Annotated in this window: 15 protein-coding genes, 1 pseudogene and 1 riboswitch; of the genes and pseudogenes, 10 read left to right on the top strand and 6 right to left on the bottom strand. The window is 69.8% G+C overall.

The genetic code is table 11. The annotated features are described in order from the left end of the window. The 5 genes from ACYQ1K_RS12720 to ACYQ1K_RS12700 form a co-directional block, all read left to right on the top strand. Positions 1 to 183 (top strand): HNH endonuclease (locus tag ACYQ1K_RS12720; protein WP_459983360.1); only part of this gene is annotated, 183 nt, incomplete at its 5' end. 104 nt (positions 184 to 287) lie between these two features. Then, positions 288 to 1,325: a glutaminase A gene (gene glsA, locus ACYQ1K_RS12715; protein ID WP_459983359.1), complete on the top strand. Its 1,038-nt coding sequence runs from the start codon at positions 288 to 290 to the stop codon at positions 1,323 to 1,325. 57 nt (positions 1,326 to 1,382) lie between these two features. Next, the gene (locus tag ACYQ1K_RS12710) at positions 1,383 to 1,967 is read left to right on the top strand and encodes a hypothetical protein (RefSeq protein WP_459983358.1); all 585 of its coding nucleotides are present in this window, start codon (positions 1,383 to 1,385) and stop codon (positions 1,965 to 1,967) included. After that, complete coding sequence (locus ACYQ1K_RS12705; RefSeq protein ID WP_459983357.1) at positions 1,964 to 2,173, top strand: DUF6186 family protein; 210 nt, start codon at positions 1,964 to 1,966, stop codon at positions 2,171 to 2,173. Before ACYQ1K_RS12710 ends, ACYQ1K_RS12705 begins: the two co-directional genes overlap by 4 nt. Positions 2,174 to 2,300: 127 nt before the next feature. Further along, the gene (locus ACYQ1K_RS12700) at positions 2,301 to 2,852 is read left to right on the top strand and encodes a hypothetical protein (RefSeq protein ID WP_459983356.1); all 552 of its coding nucleotides are present in this window, start codon (positions 2,301 to 2,303) and stop codon (positions 2,850 to 2,852) included. 128 nt (positions 2,853 to 2,980) lie between these two features. Here the strand turns inward: ACYQ1K_RS12700 and ACYQ1K_RS12695 are convergent, their stop codons facing one another. The 3 genes and pseudogenes from ACYQ1K_RS12695 to ACYQ1K_RS12685 form a co-directional block, all read right to left on the bottom strand. Beyond that, on the bottom strand, positions 2,981 to 5,137 hold the full coding sequence (locus ACYQ1K_RS12695) for an AAA family ATPase (RefSeq protein WP_459983355.1): 2,157 nt from the start codon (positions 5,135 to 5,137) through the stop codon (positions 2,981 to 2,983). Positions 5,138 to 5,423: 286 nt separating this feature from the next. Next, positions 5,424 to 5,945: pseudogene (locus ACYQ1K_RS12690) on the bottom strand (trypsin-like peptidase domain-containing protein); the annotation flags it as partial. Between the two features lie 11 nt (positions 5,946 to 5,956). After that, positions 5,957 to 6,280: a trypco2 family protein gene (locus ACYQ1K_RS12685; RefSeq protein WP_459983354.1), complete on the bottom strand. Its 324-nt coding sequence runs from the start codon at positions 6,278 to 6,280 to the stop codon at positions 5,957 to 5,959. 127 nt (positions 6,281 to 6,407) lie between these two features. On the opposite strand from ACYQ1K_RS12685, the gene ACYQ1K_RS12680 reads away from it, so the two are divergent. The 4 genes from ACYQ1K_RS12680 (at position 6,408) to ACYQ1K_RS12665 (ending at position 9,683) form a co-directional block, all read left to right on the top strand. After that, positions 6,408 to 7,763 (top strand): cytochrome P450, encoded by a 1,356-nt coding sequence (locus ACYQ1K_RS12680; RefSeq protein WP_459983353.1) that lies wholly within the window; start codon positions 6,408 to 6,410, stop codon positions 7,761 to 7,763. Between the two features lie 75 nt (positions 7,764 to 7,838). Beyond that, on the top strand, positions 7,839 to 8,042 hold the full coding sequence (locus ACYQ1K_RS12675; RefSeq protein WP_459983352.1) for a hypothetical protein: 204 nt from the start codon (positions 7,839 to 7,841) through the stop codon (positions 8,040 to 8,042). A gap of 45 nt (positions 8,043 to 8,087) precedes the next feature. After that, positions 8,088 to 8,387, top strand: coding sequence for a hypothetical protein (locus ACYQ1K_RS12670; protein WP_459983351.1), 300 nt, complete (start codon positions 8,088 to 8,090; stop codon positions 8,385 to 8,387). 108 nt (positions 8,388 to 8,495) lie between these two features. Beyond that, positions 8,496 to 9,683 (top strand): phospholipase D-like domain-containing protein, encoded by a 1,188-nt coding sequence (locus ACYQ1K_RS12665; RefSeq protein ID WP_459983350.1) that lies wholly within the window; start codon positions 8,496 to 8,498, stop codon positions 9,681 to 9,683. Between the two features lie 73 nt (positions 9,684 to 9,756). Here ACYQ1K_RS12665 and ACYQ1K_RS12660 read toward each other — a convergent pair whose 3' ends face one another. Together ACYQ1K_RS12660 and ACYQ1K_RS12655 are read right to left on the bottom strand one after the other, a co-directional pair. Next, positions 9,757 to 10,143, bottom strand: a complete 387-nt coding sequence (locus ACYQ1K_RS12660; protein WP_459983349.1) for a thioesterase family protein — start codon at positions 10,141 to 10,143, stop codon at positions 9,757 to 9,759. Between the two features lie 99 nt (positions 10,144 to 10,242). After that, positions 10,243 to 10,581, bottom strand: coding sequence for a transglycosylase family protein (locus ACYQ1K_RS12655; protein ID WP_459983348.1), 339 nt, complete (start codon positions 10,579 to 10,581; stop codon positions 10,243 to 10,245). 4 nt (positions 10,582 to 10,585) lie between these two features. Further along, positions 10,586 to 10,741, bottom strand: a riboswitch (cyclic di-AMP (ydaO/yuaA leader). A gap of 362 nt (positions 10,742 to 11,103) precedes the next feature. Here ACYQ1K_RS12655 and ACYQ1K_RS12650 point away from each other — a divergent pair. Then, a complete protein-coding gene (locus ACYQ1K_RS12650) occupies positions 11,104 to 11,712 on the top strand; it encodes a DUF402 domain-containing protein (RefSeq protein ID WP_459983347.1) in 609 nt (202 codons plus the stop codon). A gap of 18 nt (positions 11,713 to 11,730) precedes the next feature. Here the strand turns inward: ACYQ1K_RS12650 and ACYQ1K_RS12645 are convergent, their stop codons facing one another. After that, a complete protein-coding gene (locus ACYQ1K_RS12645; RefSeq protein WP_459983346.1) occupies positions 11,731 to 13,194 on the bottom strand; it encodes an aminopeptidase P family protein in 1,464 nt (487 codons plus the stop codon). Positions 13,195 to 13,216: the final 22 nt, after the last annotated feature.

The raw sequence follows: 13,216 nt of genomic DNA, 5'->3' as shown, positions 1-13,216 counted from the left end.
CACTGCGACCGGCCCACCAGTCAATGCGAAGCCGCCCACCTGGACCCCTGGTGCGAGGGCGGCAGAACCGACCTGGCCAACGGCGCCCTGCTCTGCCCGCGCCACCACACCCTCGCCGACCACCCCGACCACACCATCGAACAACTCCGACCCGGACGCATCCGCATCAACAGACGCTGCTGAGAAGCGCCGGCCACACGGAACCACACGGTAAGGGTGATGGCGCCATCATCCGGTCTCCCTAGCGTGCAGACTCGAACTCACATGAGAGCCAAGGGTGCGATGCCGTGACCGAGATCTCGATGCACGAGAGACTCCCGTTCGACGAGGAGCTGAGCCCGCCGACGGTGTCGACGGGCGAGCTTCCCCAGACGGAGGAGGTCGTCCGGCTCGTCACCGAGGCCTACGAGCGCTATCGCGCGACATCGGACGGCAAGGTGGCCGACTACATCCCCGTCCTGGCGGAGGCGTCACCGGATCTCTTCGGCATCTGCGTGTTCGGTGCTCGGGGCAGGTTCTTCGAGATCGGCGACGTCGACACGCGGTTCTCGATCCAGAGCGTCTCCAAGCCGTTCGTCTTCGCGCTCGTCTGCGACGAGGTCGGCTACGACCGGGCGCGTCACGACCTCGGCGTCAACAGCACGGGGTTCCCGTTCAACTCCTTGATGGCCATCGAGCTGAACGACGACCGGACGATGAACCCTCTCGTCAACGCCGGTGCGATCGCGACCACGAGCTTGGTGCCGGGCGCGAGCGCGGCCGAGAAGTTCGACCGCATCCGCGACGGACTCTCTCGGTTCGCGGGTCGCGAGCTCAGGGTGAACGACGAGGTCTACGCCTCCGAGGCGGCGTCGAACCTGCGCAACCAGGGCATCGCGCATCTGCTCAGCAGCTATGGCCGTCTCTACTTCGATCCCGACGAGGCCACCGACGTCTACACCCGCCAGTGCTCGCTGGATGTGACGGTCCACGACCTCGCTGTGATGGCCGCAACGCTGTCAAACGGAGGAGTCAACCCGCACACCGGGCAGCGTGTGGTCGCGCAGGGCGTGTGTCGGCGGGTGCTGGCGGTCATGGCGACCGCTGGCTTGTACGAGCTGTCCGGAGACTGGCTCTACGAGATCGGCATGCCGGGCAAGAGCGGGGTCAGCGGCGGCATCGTCACCGTGTCGCCCGGCAAGGGCGGTCTCGCGACGTTCTCGCCACCACTCGACCGAGCCGGGAACAGCGTCCGAGGCCAGCTGGTCACCAAGTATCTCGCCGACCGGCTCGGCCTCAACCTCTTCGCATCCGAGCCGGCTCAGTCAGGGCCCGCGTCGACCTGACGTCGGGAGGGGGTGGGCACAACGAGTGAACGTCGAAGGCGGGGATGGACGCAGTCGGTGCACCCCGCCATCGTGATCCTGTTGATCACCGGCTGCTTCCACCTCTACCGCGGGGCTCCGGTCGACGGCATCGCGTTCCTCGGCGTCGGCGGGTGGTTGATGGCCGCCGAGGCACGGTGGCCGGCCTTGGAGGTCGACTCGTTGGTCGCGCCGCCACCCCGTCGATCGGCAGCATCGGCACTACTCGTCGCCACCGCGGTGCTCGCGGTCGCGCCCCGCTACGGGGTCATCGACACCGCTGTTCTCGGCCTGCTCGGTCTCGGTGCCGTCGTACTCGCCGCCACCCGTGAAGACGCCCCGCTGCCGCCGCGCCGCGGACACGCGTGGCCTTACGCCGCAGTGGGACTGGTGGCCGCGCTCAACGAGCTGATCGCCTACTTCCTCGAGACGTCGCCGGCCGCGGACTGGCGCCACCCGGCAGTCTCCGACCTCCTCGATCCGGTCTTCAGCCAGCCACTGACCCGTGGGCTCCTGGTGCTGACCTGGCTGGTGGGCGGCCTGTGGCTCCTCCGGCTGCTTCCGGCCAGGCCCGAACCTTCGCCGATAACCGACCCCGTGGAGCCCTGGGAGCCTGGATCATGACCGCCCGCATCGTCACGATCGGGATCTTCGCCGCGTGTCTCCTCACGCTGATCGCCCTCGGTCTGGCTGCCCGCATGAGACCCGACCTCGTGACCACACCGCGCTTGCTGTTCGCCCGGCTGATGGCGCGCCGCGCGACTCGGGTTGCCGTGACCCTTGCCTGGGCGTGGCTCGGCTGGCACTTCCTGGTGACTCCACCGAAGTGACTCGAGACCGAAGTGACTCGAGACCGAAGTGACTGGAGGGCCGGTGAGAAGGTTGCTCGTGAGCCTCGCCGAACAGCGGCATCATGGGACGGTGGCAAGCCAGCGCGGACCGCGGAGCTTCGATCCCGTGGCGGTCGGGAACGCGGAGACGGATGCGTGGGCCGCCTACTACCGGCGCGAGTGGACGTCATTCCTCCGGGCCGCGGTAGCGATGGTCCGCGAAGGGTTCGGGATGGGTCGGCTCCATACGCTGCAGGGTGCGTACTACGTGTTGCGGGCGAACCAGAAGTGGGCGCCGTACCCAGACAACGACCCTGCCGCGGCACGCGAGTACATGCGCCGGTTCTACGAACTGGTGCGCATCGAAGGCGACCTTCAGATCGACACCGGTGAAGCGTCGCGACGTGAGGTCGAATGGTGGCGACTTCATCGGGAACACCAGCACGGCGTGGTCGACAGGGAGGAACCGCTCGTCGAGTCCCTCGTCGACCTCTACTCCTACGTCTACGGTGCTGTCCCCGGCGACGTCCGTGAGGCCGCTCGGCAGCGGGTGCTGGCCATGCGATATTCGGACGCCTGGGTGAAGGCCGGCTGTGATCGGGGCGACCCCCTGCTGACGAAAGAGCGAGAAGCTCTCCTTGCCTCCTACCGCGCTCTGCGGGAGGCAGTCAGGCCGTAGGGGTGGGTCTGCGAGATAGCGCGGCGGTTCGCCGCTGGCATCCCGCCGTGCTTCGTTGTCGGCACTCGGCGCAGCACGCTGCGCTCTCGCACCTCCGCCTTGCCCGACGAGCGCCAGACGACGAACCGTCACCCGCGCTGTCTCGCAGACACACCACTGCGCTTCGCCAGCGGGAGGGCGATCGCGGTCAGCACATCGGTCGACGGCCGGTAGAAGTCGGCATTGTCAGCCGAGGCCGTCGCGGCGGACGCAAGGACCTCGCGAGGGTCGCGGTCCTCCCCGAGGGGTGGACTGCGGTCCACACTCCGGTCGGCTACCAGCTCTGCGAGCGCTCTCGGCGTCTTCGCGGCGCGAGCGCCCGTCGCGTCGAGTCGTTCGCAGGCGCGGTGTGCGGCGGCCGCACAGGCTCCGACGTTGCCTGCCCGCAGCTCGGTCCACGCGAGGTTCGTGGCACAGATCCCTGCGAGCCGATCGATCTTGAAGCGAACGGCGGTCTGCTCGCCTTCCTCCAGCTGCGTGCGAGCCCGGTCGAGGTCATCGCGCTCCAGCCACACCAGGCCGGCGACATTGTGCGCATATCCGGCGTTGTCCTGATGGGGTGAGTCGAGATAGAGCCTGATCGCCTCCTCGGCGGCGGCGAGGGCCAGCTCGTGGTCGCCGGAGCCGAGACCGGCAAGTGCCCGGATGTCGGCCGGGCCCGCGGCCAGCTTGGTCCCGTCTTCGGGGCATAGGGTCTCGGCCAGCTCGTCCGCCGCGCCGAGGGCATCGCCCCAACGTTGCTGGTAGCACAGCGCCAGTCCCAGCTCGAAGAGCGCCTCGAGTCTGGTACGACGCTCGACAGGCGCCGCCTGGCGGGCGACCTCCTGCAACATCCGAACGGCTTCGTCGTTGTCGCCCTGGTGCCTGAGCACCGTCCCGAGGTCCACCCGCAACTCGTCCGCCGCGCTCGACATGCCCGCTTGTGACGCCAGCTCCAGAGCCTCGCGCGCGATCGTCTGCGCCGATTCCAGCGATCCGGAGAAGAACTCGACTTCGAGTCGACATCGCCTCGTCGCGACCTGAGCGGGCAGCCCCAGGGCCACCGTGTCGGCATCGGCGAGGGCTGAGCGCAACAGCGCGGTCTCACCCTTGCGGGCCAAGAAGTCGGCTATCTCGGCGAGGACGATCATCGCGTCGTCATGCTGGCCCGCACGCCAGCGGTGCTGGAACTCCAATCGCTGCGGCTCGACGTCCTCGAGGGACCGCCACTGACCCGGCGGAGTAGAACGCGCCCGATGCCAGTCAGCGAGACGAAGGTCGAGCGCGACCTGCTCGCTGCGGTGGTGCTCGAGGAGCTCTCGCCTGCACCAGTCGACCTCGACCGGATGCAGTCGGACCGTGCGCGTCCGCGGTTCGAACCCGACGCCGCGCCGGCGCACGAGTGTGCGGAGCGCGTCGCGGATGGCTGGTGGCGTGACCAGCCCGTCGAGGATCTGTGGAAGCTCGCGCTCAGGCAGCGGCACGCCCGAGAGCGCGAGGAGCTCCACCACGTGACGCTCGGGTTCGTCGAGGCCGAGGAAGATCCGCGACACCAGCTCGAGGAGGATGGCGTCCAGCGTCGCGTCGGACTCGATCAGGTCGAGCGCGTAGAGATCGCCCTCCATGAGGCTGCCGAGCATCTCGATGCCATGAGGCACGCCGTGCAGACGCTCCGTGGCACGACCGAGCTCGTCGTCGGTGAACTGCTCGAAGCCCGTCGTAGGGTCACGCGATCGCAGCAGTGCGATCGCGTCGTCGCCTTCGAGTCCGGATTCGAGGGGGAACTCCCGCACGTGCGGTTGCAGCTGAGGGGGCAGACGGAGGGGCAGCTGCGACGTCGTGACCACGTGCGGTGGGTACGGCGTCGCGCACACGGAGGTGAGCAGTGCGACGAGGTCGTCGGCCCTCAGAGAGCCGTCGTTCTCGTCCTGCAGGTCATCGAGGTTGTCGAGCACCAGGATGGTGCGCTGGTGGCGCATGACCTCCCACAGCTCGGGGAATGCGGTCTGGTGCGACGTCTCCCAGAGGCGTCGCATGCGGTTGCGCTGCTTCTTCTCCAGCAGCCCCGCAAGGGTGTCGAAGACGACGGCCCCGCTGATCGAGCCGGACCCGGTCCGTGTCGACAGGTACACGAGCGAATCGAAGTCCTCCAGCGGACCACGGCGGGGGTCGGGCTGCTCGAACTCGGCCAGGACCTTCGCGACCGTCGCGCTCTTGCCGATCCCGCGACGACCGGTGACGCTGAGGATGCGGTGGAAGCTGGGCACCTCGAGCAGTGCCTGTCTGAGCTCGGCCCGCAGCACATCCCTGTCGCGCCAGAAGTCGACGCCGGTGGAGAATGCGGTCGCCCTTCACGCGCGCGGTCGTGGTGTGCGATGCGCTCGGGTCCGACTCCCGTTCATGCCCGACGGACACGTCCGCCCGCACGGGCGAGAACACCACGGGCAGACCGAGATCCTCGGCGACGTCCGTCTGATCGCCGATGTGCGTCGCGCGCAGCCCGGTCAGGCTACGACCCCAACGACTGGGGTCCGCGGTGATGATGCCGACGAGACGAGATCCGCTGAACACGGCGGCGCCGGACAGCCCCTCCCATCCGCCGTTGCCGAGCGCGCCTTCGACGGGCTCGCGCGACTCGACCGTCAGATCGAGCCGTCCCTTCGACTCGCCCGACCCGGGTGCGAGCCGGCCGAACACCCCCTCCTCGACACGGTCGTCCTCCTCGAGCGAGGCCACCGGGTAGCCCAACGCGCTCCACTGGATCGGCTCCGGTCCCTCGACGGCACCCCAATCGAGCGCTGTGAGGTCGGCGCCGAGGCCCTCCACTCCCACAATGCCGACGTCCTCGGAGGGATGCAGCCACGCGATCGCCCCGTCGACCCACGCTTGGTCAGGCCCGCACGGCCACACGCGGACCTGGCAGAGCTGGCCGACCTCAGCCGTCCTTCCTTCAGCGGCGAGGACGTGCCGTGCCGTGAGGACGCGCCCAGGGGCGACGAGATGCCCGGTCCCGAAGACGAAGAGGTCGTCCGAGATCGGAACTCTCGTGCGCACCACCCGGTGCTGCTCGTCCATGGGGACACGCTCTACTTCGATCCGGTCGATCCGATGAGCTTGTCCTGGCCCTGCCGGTCCACCGGAGTCAGAGTCACGCGCAGTCGATGGGTATCGCCACGCTTGACCTCTCCTCTGGCACCGAGCGACACCACCCATACCCGCACACCGGCGTCCGCCCCGGCGCTGGCCTCCACGACGACCTCGAACTCGAGCTCGACCGGCCCGGCCCGGAAGGCGACGGGACTGTCTCGACCCTCCTCGATGGCTTGAGCCAGCTCGCGACGTACCTGCGAGATCGCGTCCGCCAACCGGATTCCCGGGAGACCGACGGTGTCTGTCGCGCCATCCGCCATCTCTCTATGGGACTCCCGCCGGGCGCGTGGAGAAATAGCCCGAAAGGACTATCGCGGACACGGTGGAACATCCGTAGGCCCACGTCCACAATGGTGGCGGACGAAGGGGTCCTCGAGGGGGCGCACGATGACCACGGCATCAGACACGTTGCGTCTGCCGCCTGTCGTGCCGATGTCGCTCCCGGCACGACTCCGTGCGTTGAGGGACTTCCACACCGGTCCGGCCGTCGTCCGGGACCTGGCTGGACCGGTCGTGCGGGTGCCGATCGGCTCGCGGCGCCTCGTTCCGACGTTCGTCGTCGTGACCTCGCCACAAGGCGCCCACGACGTGCTCGCCGGGTCCAGCAACGACATCATGGACAAGCTGACGACCGTGCACCGGGAGACCCGACTGGTCGGCGACAACCTCTTCAACCTGCCGTACCAGGCGTGGAAGCCGCAGCGACGCACGCTGCAACCGCTCTTCACGAAACAGCATGTGGCGACGTTCGCGGGTCACATGGCGGCCGCAGCCGACGAGCGCGCCTCCCGTTGGTTCGACGGTGCGCGGATCGACCTCGACCGCGACATGCGCGACCTGACGCTGCGGGTGTTGGGCCGCTCGCTGTTCGGCGTGGACCTCGACGAGCACGCCTCCGACCTCGGCCCGAGCATCGAGAGGGTCCTGCGCTACATCACCGCTCGAGGGCTCCGCCCCGTTCGGGCCCCGAAGTCGCTGCCGACTCCCGCGCGGCGCCGGTTCCGTGGGGCGCTGGCCGACATCCACGCGGTCGTCGAGGCGGCCATCGCCGCCTGCGAGGCGGACCCTGACAGTGACAGCGAGCTCGTGCGGCTCCTGCTCGCGGCGCACGACCCCGAGACCGGTCGGGCGCTGACCCATGACGAGGTCGTCAGCGACCTCGCGGTCTTCCTCATCGCCGGTCACGACACGACGTCCACCACGCTGACCTATGCACTCTGGGCACTGGGTCACCATCCGGAGCTGCAGGACCGGGTCGCCGAGGAGGTGGGCGCGCTCGGCGACCGGGCGTTGACGGTCGACGACGTGCCCGCCCTGCCGTTCACGGTGCAGGTGATCCACGAGGCGCTCCGCCTGTGCCCGCCGGCCGCTGCGCTGGCCCGGCTGGCCATGCGTGACACGGTGGTCGATGGCTTCCGCATCGAGCGCGGGACCAACCTGCTGGTCGGGATCTATGCCCTCCATCGAGATCCGGCGCTCTGGGAGGCTCCGGAGACCTTCGACCCGGATCGGTTCAGCGCCGAGCGGGCGCGCGGTCGGGACCGCTGGCAGTTCCTGCCGTTCGGGGCCGGCTCCCGGTCGTGCATCGGTGACCACTTCGCCATGCTGGAGGCCACGCTCGGACTCGCGAGCGTCGTACGGCGCCATCGCGTCACCTCACTCGACCCGGACTTCCCTCTCGCGCTTCCGTTCACGATGACGGCCGGCGGGCCGATCCCCGTGCGGGTCGACAAGCGAGGCTGAGCTTGGCGCAGGCGGTCTGCACATCCCCCGTTCACAGGATTCCCACGGTCAGTCGAGCGGCGTACCGTCATCAGCATGTCCGCCGTTGTCCGTGCGACTCGGGTGCTGCTCCTCCTCATGCTGGCCATGCTGGTCATCTCGTTCGTCATGGCACTCGGCACGCCCGACACGGGCTTCGCCGAGAAGGTCGTGCTGCTCCTCCTCATCGCAGCATGTCTCTATGCCGCCGCGAAGGTCGCCACCCTCAGCGAGTGGATGGTGCGGCGCCTGCATCACTGAGCCCTCGACCGCCGCTGGGCGAGCCCGCCGGAGGAGGCGACGCGCATGGCCGACGGCACGCGGACAAGCTGGTGGACCACGGCGCCCGGCCTCATGACGGCGGTCGCCGGCTCATCACGGCGGTCACGGGGCTTCTGCTGGGACTCACCAGATCGGCGTGCTGAACGCCTCGTCGAGTCAGACACCGTCGCAGACCGTCATCGACGGGCCACGCTACGGATCCGGCGCCGGCGGGTCCAGCTCACGGGGGCTCACTGCGGCACGCGCAACGGCACCCTGACCATGCGGTTCGCCGGGGACCAGAAGCGCACGGTCCCGTTCCAGCTCGTGCCTGCCTCGGGGTGAGGCTCGCCCATCCCCACTATGGGTGACGAGTCAGGGGATCGGCGATGTGCGCTCCGTGCCAGTGTCAGCGTGGTCGGAGGCTGAGAAGGACAACGCCGACAAGGGAGCGTGGTTCTCGTGTTCCGCTCGGGTGGAATCGACATGTACATGGGGCCGCCGGTTCTCGGTGCCCCTGACGACCTCGAGCAGGTCATCGTGGAGTTCATCGGCGGCGCCACCCGCCAGCTCGACATCGCGGTCCAGGAGCTGGACTCCCGCGCCATCGCGACGGCGATCATCGCTGCCAAGCAACGACGGGTCGCGGTCCGGCTGATCCTCGAGGGCGACTACCTCGTCGAGGCGCCCGGTCGCCCCGACCCCTGGACCGTCGGCGGCGACTTCGAGGAGAACCGGACGATCCATGACGCCGTGCTGCGCGCCGGGATCGATGTGATCACGGACCTGAACGCGGCGATCTTCCACCAGAAGTTCGTCGTCCGCGACCTCGGACTGCCCACGGCGGCCGTGCTGACGGGCTCGACGAACTTCACTCTCACCGACACGGGCAAGAACACCGTCACCCACGGCATCGGAGCGGGCAACAACCTCAACCATGTGGTGATCCTGCGCGGCCAGCGGGTGACGGCGCAGTACGCCGCCGAGTTCGACCGTCTCCGCTCGGGCACCTTCGGCGCCCTTCATGAGCGTCGAGACCCCCGGCCCAGCGAGATCACCCTGGGCGGCATCAGGGTCAAGCCCGTCTTCGCCCCCGACCAGGGTCCCGAGATGGAGATCATGAAGCAGATGCTGAAGGCCACCAGCACCGTGGACTTCGCGATCTTCACCTTCGCCCAGTCCTCCGGCATCGACGACACCATGTTCCGGCTCGCGCCTCCCGCCCTCGAGCGGCTCCGCGGGGTGCTCGACCGGGACCAGGGGGCCCAGGCATGGGCAGCGACCGGACCGCTGAAGCGGGCCGGGGTCGACCTCTACCAGAACCGGCCCGGGACCGGGGTCCGCAAGGTGCATCACAAGCTGATGGTGATCGACAGCCAGCTCGTGATCGCGGGGAGCTTCAACTACACGGACCCGGCCAACACGCTCAACGATGAGAACATCGTCGTCCTGGGGGACCTCGAGGCCACCGACCCCGACGTCAGGAAGGTCCAGAGCGAGCTGGCGACCTACGTCCTCACGGAGATCGAGCGCATCATCACCGCACTCTGCGACCCGGTGCCAGCGGCGGTGACGCCACAGCCGGCCCCAGGACCTGCTCCCGCGCCTGCACCGGCACCCGCGCCTGCACCGGGCCCCTAGCTGGTCGCGGACGGAGACCGGCCGGCCCGACCCCGGCTCTGCGAGGTCCGTGCCGACTCACGGCCCTCGACCCTCAGGGCTTTCGACCGAGCCTCTCCAGGAACCGTCCCGCGTCCACGACGGCGCGCGTGATCACGCCATCGGCCAGCACCTGACCTGACGACGCATCAGTCGCCTCGACGTCGAAGGTCAGGAGCCGCCCCTCTACGGCGGTCAGCGCGGCGCCGACGCGCACGGACGCGCCGATCGGCGATGGCGCCCGGTGCTCGACCACCACGCGCGTCCCGACGGTGGTCTGGCCCTGTTCGAGCGTGGGACGGGCGGCCTCACAGGTGGCTGCCTCCAGCCACGCGATGAGCCTGGGCGTCGCCAGCACCTGAAGGTCCCCGGAGAGCAGCGCGCTGGCGGTGTCCGCGTCGGTCACCACGAACTCGAGCACTGCCGTCACGTCATCGCGCACAGCGACATCATGCGGCAGGCCGACGTCAGGCGTCCGGCCACGCGTGGGATCCCCCCGAGATGCTGGAGATCCCACGCGGACCGGCGAGAGCCGTGGCCCTCAGCGCACGCCGATGCGCGCCGAACAGGACGGCCATGCGCCCCAGCCCTGGCCGCGCTTGATCCGCTCGGCGATCTTGATCTGCTGGGCCTTGGTGGCGCGGCTGGGCAGCCGGGCGAACCGGCCGCCGCCGTACCCCCGCCAGGTGCTGCGGCTGATCTGCAGGCCGCCGTAGTAGCCGTTGCCGGTGTTGATGTGCCAGCGGCCGCCCGACTCGCACATGGCGAGCCGCTGCCAGGTGCGGGTGCTGGCGGCGTCGCTGGGTGCCGCGATCGCGACGAGGGGAGTGGCGGTGCTGGCAGCGAGGACGAGGGACGTCACGAGAGTGCGCAAGCGCATGGGGATCTCCTCCGCGCCTGCGAGGTTAGCTGTCGGGTTCGGGCGGAGCATGCCCGGCCGCCGGTCTCGGCGACTTCACCCCAAGGGCGCCCCTGCTGTGAGCAGAGAGCCCGGAAGGACCTGGGTCCCCCGCTCCTGCCCGTGCGATTCCGATCGAAGGGCCGCCCGGCCGGACAGGACTCGGCGGGACCGGGGGCCGTCCCCCCGTTGGCGGGACGGCAACGAGGGTAGGCAGACGACCCCCCTCGATGGCAAGTCCTCAGGCTCAACTCGACAGGTGGGGGTCAGGTCCGGGTCAGGTACGGCGAGCCGGCTGTCAAGCCCCATCCGCCGCTGTCGCCCCCGCAGCCGAGCGCCGAGTCGCCGCCCCGGATCCTGCGCCACGGAAGTAAAACCTCGCGCGGCAGGCGCTCGAGGGAGGCCCCACCTGTTGTCGCGGCCCGTCGCACCCCACCACACTGAGAGGGTGCGCGCAGCCGCCCGCCCCGACCACCCTCACGTCGCCTTGTCGGTCGTGGCGTGATGGCCGCCGTCCGCGTGGTGAAGTCCAAGTGGGACGGGACCGTCTCGGCAGTGAGCTCGGCATGCTCGGTGGGCGTCGCGAACGACATCTGGGCATGGCTCGTCCCCGCCGGCAGCCGCCGGGAGCGGCCAGGCACCGGCCGGATCGAGGTCGTCGGAACGGATGAGCTGTGGGTCGCGGTCCCGGGTGAGTGGTGGGTGCTGTGCGCCTATGCGGACGCCGCGGGGTCGCTGATCGGCTACATGGGGCACGCGTCGGCTCCCTTCGAGCCGCCGCGCGACGATGCGGAGATCGGCTGGATCGACCTCGACCTGGACTTCGAGGTGGCAGGCGACGTCGGGTCGGTCCGCGACGAGGCCGAGTTCCATGGTCACGCGCGGACGATGGCCTATCCGGCCCACGTCGTGCACGGGGCGTGGGTCGGGGTCGCGACGATCGCAGCCCGGTTCACCAACGGCGACTGGCCGTTCGACGGCTCGCTGGACGAGCTGGCGAGCGCCGTCCTCGCGTCCCGGGAGGTCGGCCGCGGGGCGGAACGGGCGTCGCCGACGTCGGCATCCGGCTCGCGTCGTCGAGCGCGCGACGAAGCAGCGCGACTGGCCCGTTGACGCTGGCCGGACGCTGCCTCAGTGCACGGCTTCCGCCATCCAGGCCTCGATGCCGACGGCGTCGAGGGGCAATGCCCCCGAGAGCACCTCGCTGCCCGACTCGGTGACGAGGACGTCATCCTCGAGCCGGACGCCCACACCGCGAAGCTCCGGCGGGACCGAGAGGTCGTTGGCGTGGAAGTAGAGACCCGGCTCCACCGTCATGACGACGCCGGGCTGCAGCGTGCCGCCCTGGTAGGCGTCATATCCCGCGCGTGCGCAGTCGTGGACGTCCAGCCCGAGGTGGTGGCCGATCCCGCAGACCAGCCAGCGACGGTGCTGCTGTCCGGCCGGTGAGAGCGCCTCGTCGACCGAGACCGGGAGCAGGTCCCAGTCGTGCAGTCCTTGGGCGATGACCTCCATGCAGGCCTTGAAGAAGTCGCCGAACCCGCGCCCCGGACCGACGCTGGCCAGGCCGGCCCGGTGGGCCCGCTCGACGAGGTCGTGCACCTGGCGCTGCACCGGCGAGAAGCGCCCGGAGGCAGGGAAGGTGCGCGTGACGTCGGCGGTGTAGAGCGAGTCGACCTCGACGCCCATGTCGAGGAGGAGGAGCTCGTCCGGCAGGACCGGGCCGTCGGCGCGCACCCAGTGCAGCGTCGGCGCGTGCGGTCCGGAGCCGACGATCGTCGCATATCCGGGACCGTTGCCGAATGTGCGCGCAGCGCGGTCGAAGGTGCCCTGCAGCCAGCGCTCGCCGCCCGCGCCCATCGCGGTGGGGATCTCCCGGACGGTCTGGCGGAAGCCCAGCACCGTCGCATCGACCGCCTGCCGCAGCTGCGCGACCTCCCACGCGTCCTTGACCATCCGCAGCTCCGACAGCACGCGGGTCAGGTCGACGGAGTGCTCGAGGGCATCGAGCGCCGTCGGGCGGTCTCGGTGACCGGCGAGGAGCGCCCCGACGGATGTCGCGATCACCGTGTCGAGCTCGGTCAGGTCGCGGACAGGCAGCTCCAACGCACGCTCCCAGTCACGCAGGCGTGGCGTCGCGCCGACCCACAGCTCGCCGTACGTCGCGTTCGCGAAGAACCCCTCCTCGCCCGGGCCGAAGGGTGCCGGCAGATAGAGGGTCGCGTCGTGGGCGGAGCCGGCCGGGGTCATCACGAGCACGGCGTCCTCCGCCGTGCAGCCCGTCAGCCAGACGAAGTCGCTGTGTGGCCGGAAGTCGTAGTAGCAGTCGTTGACCCGCGCGGGTGCGCGCCCGCCGGCGACGATGATCATCTGTCCCGGGAATGCCGTGCTGAGCCGGGCCCGGTGGGCGGCTGCGGCCTCGGCGGCGCCGGCGACCACCGGAGCTTGGCGCTCCGAGTCGCCCCACTGGTCGGCGATGAACGCGGTGAAGCCGGGTGATCGCCCGAGCCGGGGCATGCGGGGATCTTCGTCTGCTCCTTGCGGCATCGAGGAGGGCGAGGCGGGGGTGCTGGCCGGGCGGGCGACATCTGTCACGACAGATCACCTTAAGCAGCAC

It is taken from the genome of Nocardioides sp. AN3, assembly GCF_054653495.1.
The sequence above is the reverse complement of the archived record's forward strand: the minus strand, read 5'-3'. Positions and strand labels throughout refer to the sequence as shown.

Coding starts and splice junctions, on each gene's coding strand:
- ACYQ1K_RS12685 (WP_459983354.1), bottom strand. CDS start 6,280: ATGGCGGATGGCGCGACAGACACCGTCGGTCTCCCGGGAATCCGGTTG.
- ACYQ1K_RS12650 (WP_459983347.1), top strand. CDS start 11,104: ATGGCCGCCGTCCGCGTGGTGAAGTCCAAGTGGGACGGGACCGTCTCG.
- ACYQ1K_RS12670 (WP_459983351.1), top strand. CDS start 8,088: ATGGCCGACGGCACGCGGACAAGCTGGTGGACCACGGCGCCCGGCCTC.
- ACYQ1K_RS12655 (WP_459983348.1), bottom strand. CDS start 10,581: ATGCGCTTGCGCACTCTCGTGACGTCCCTCGTCCTCGCTGCCAGCACC.
- ACYQ1K_RS12675 (WP_459983352.1), top strand. CDS start 7,839: ATGTCCGCCGTTGTCCGTGCGACTCGGGTGCTGCTCCTCCTCATGCTG.
- ACYQ1K_RS12705 (WP_459983357.1), top strand. CDS start 1,964: ATGACCGCCCGCATCGTCACGATCGGGATCTTCGCCGCGTGTCTCCTC.
- ACYQ1K_RS12680 (WP_459983353.1), top strand. CDS start 6,408: ATGACCACGGCATCAGACACGTTGCGTCTGCCGCCTGTCGTGCCGATG.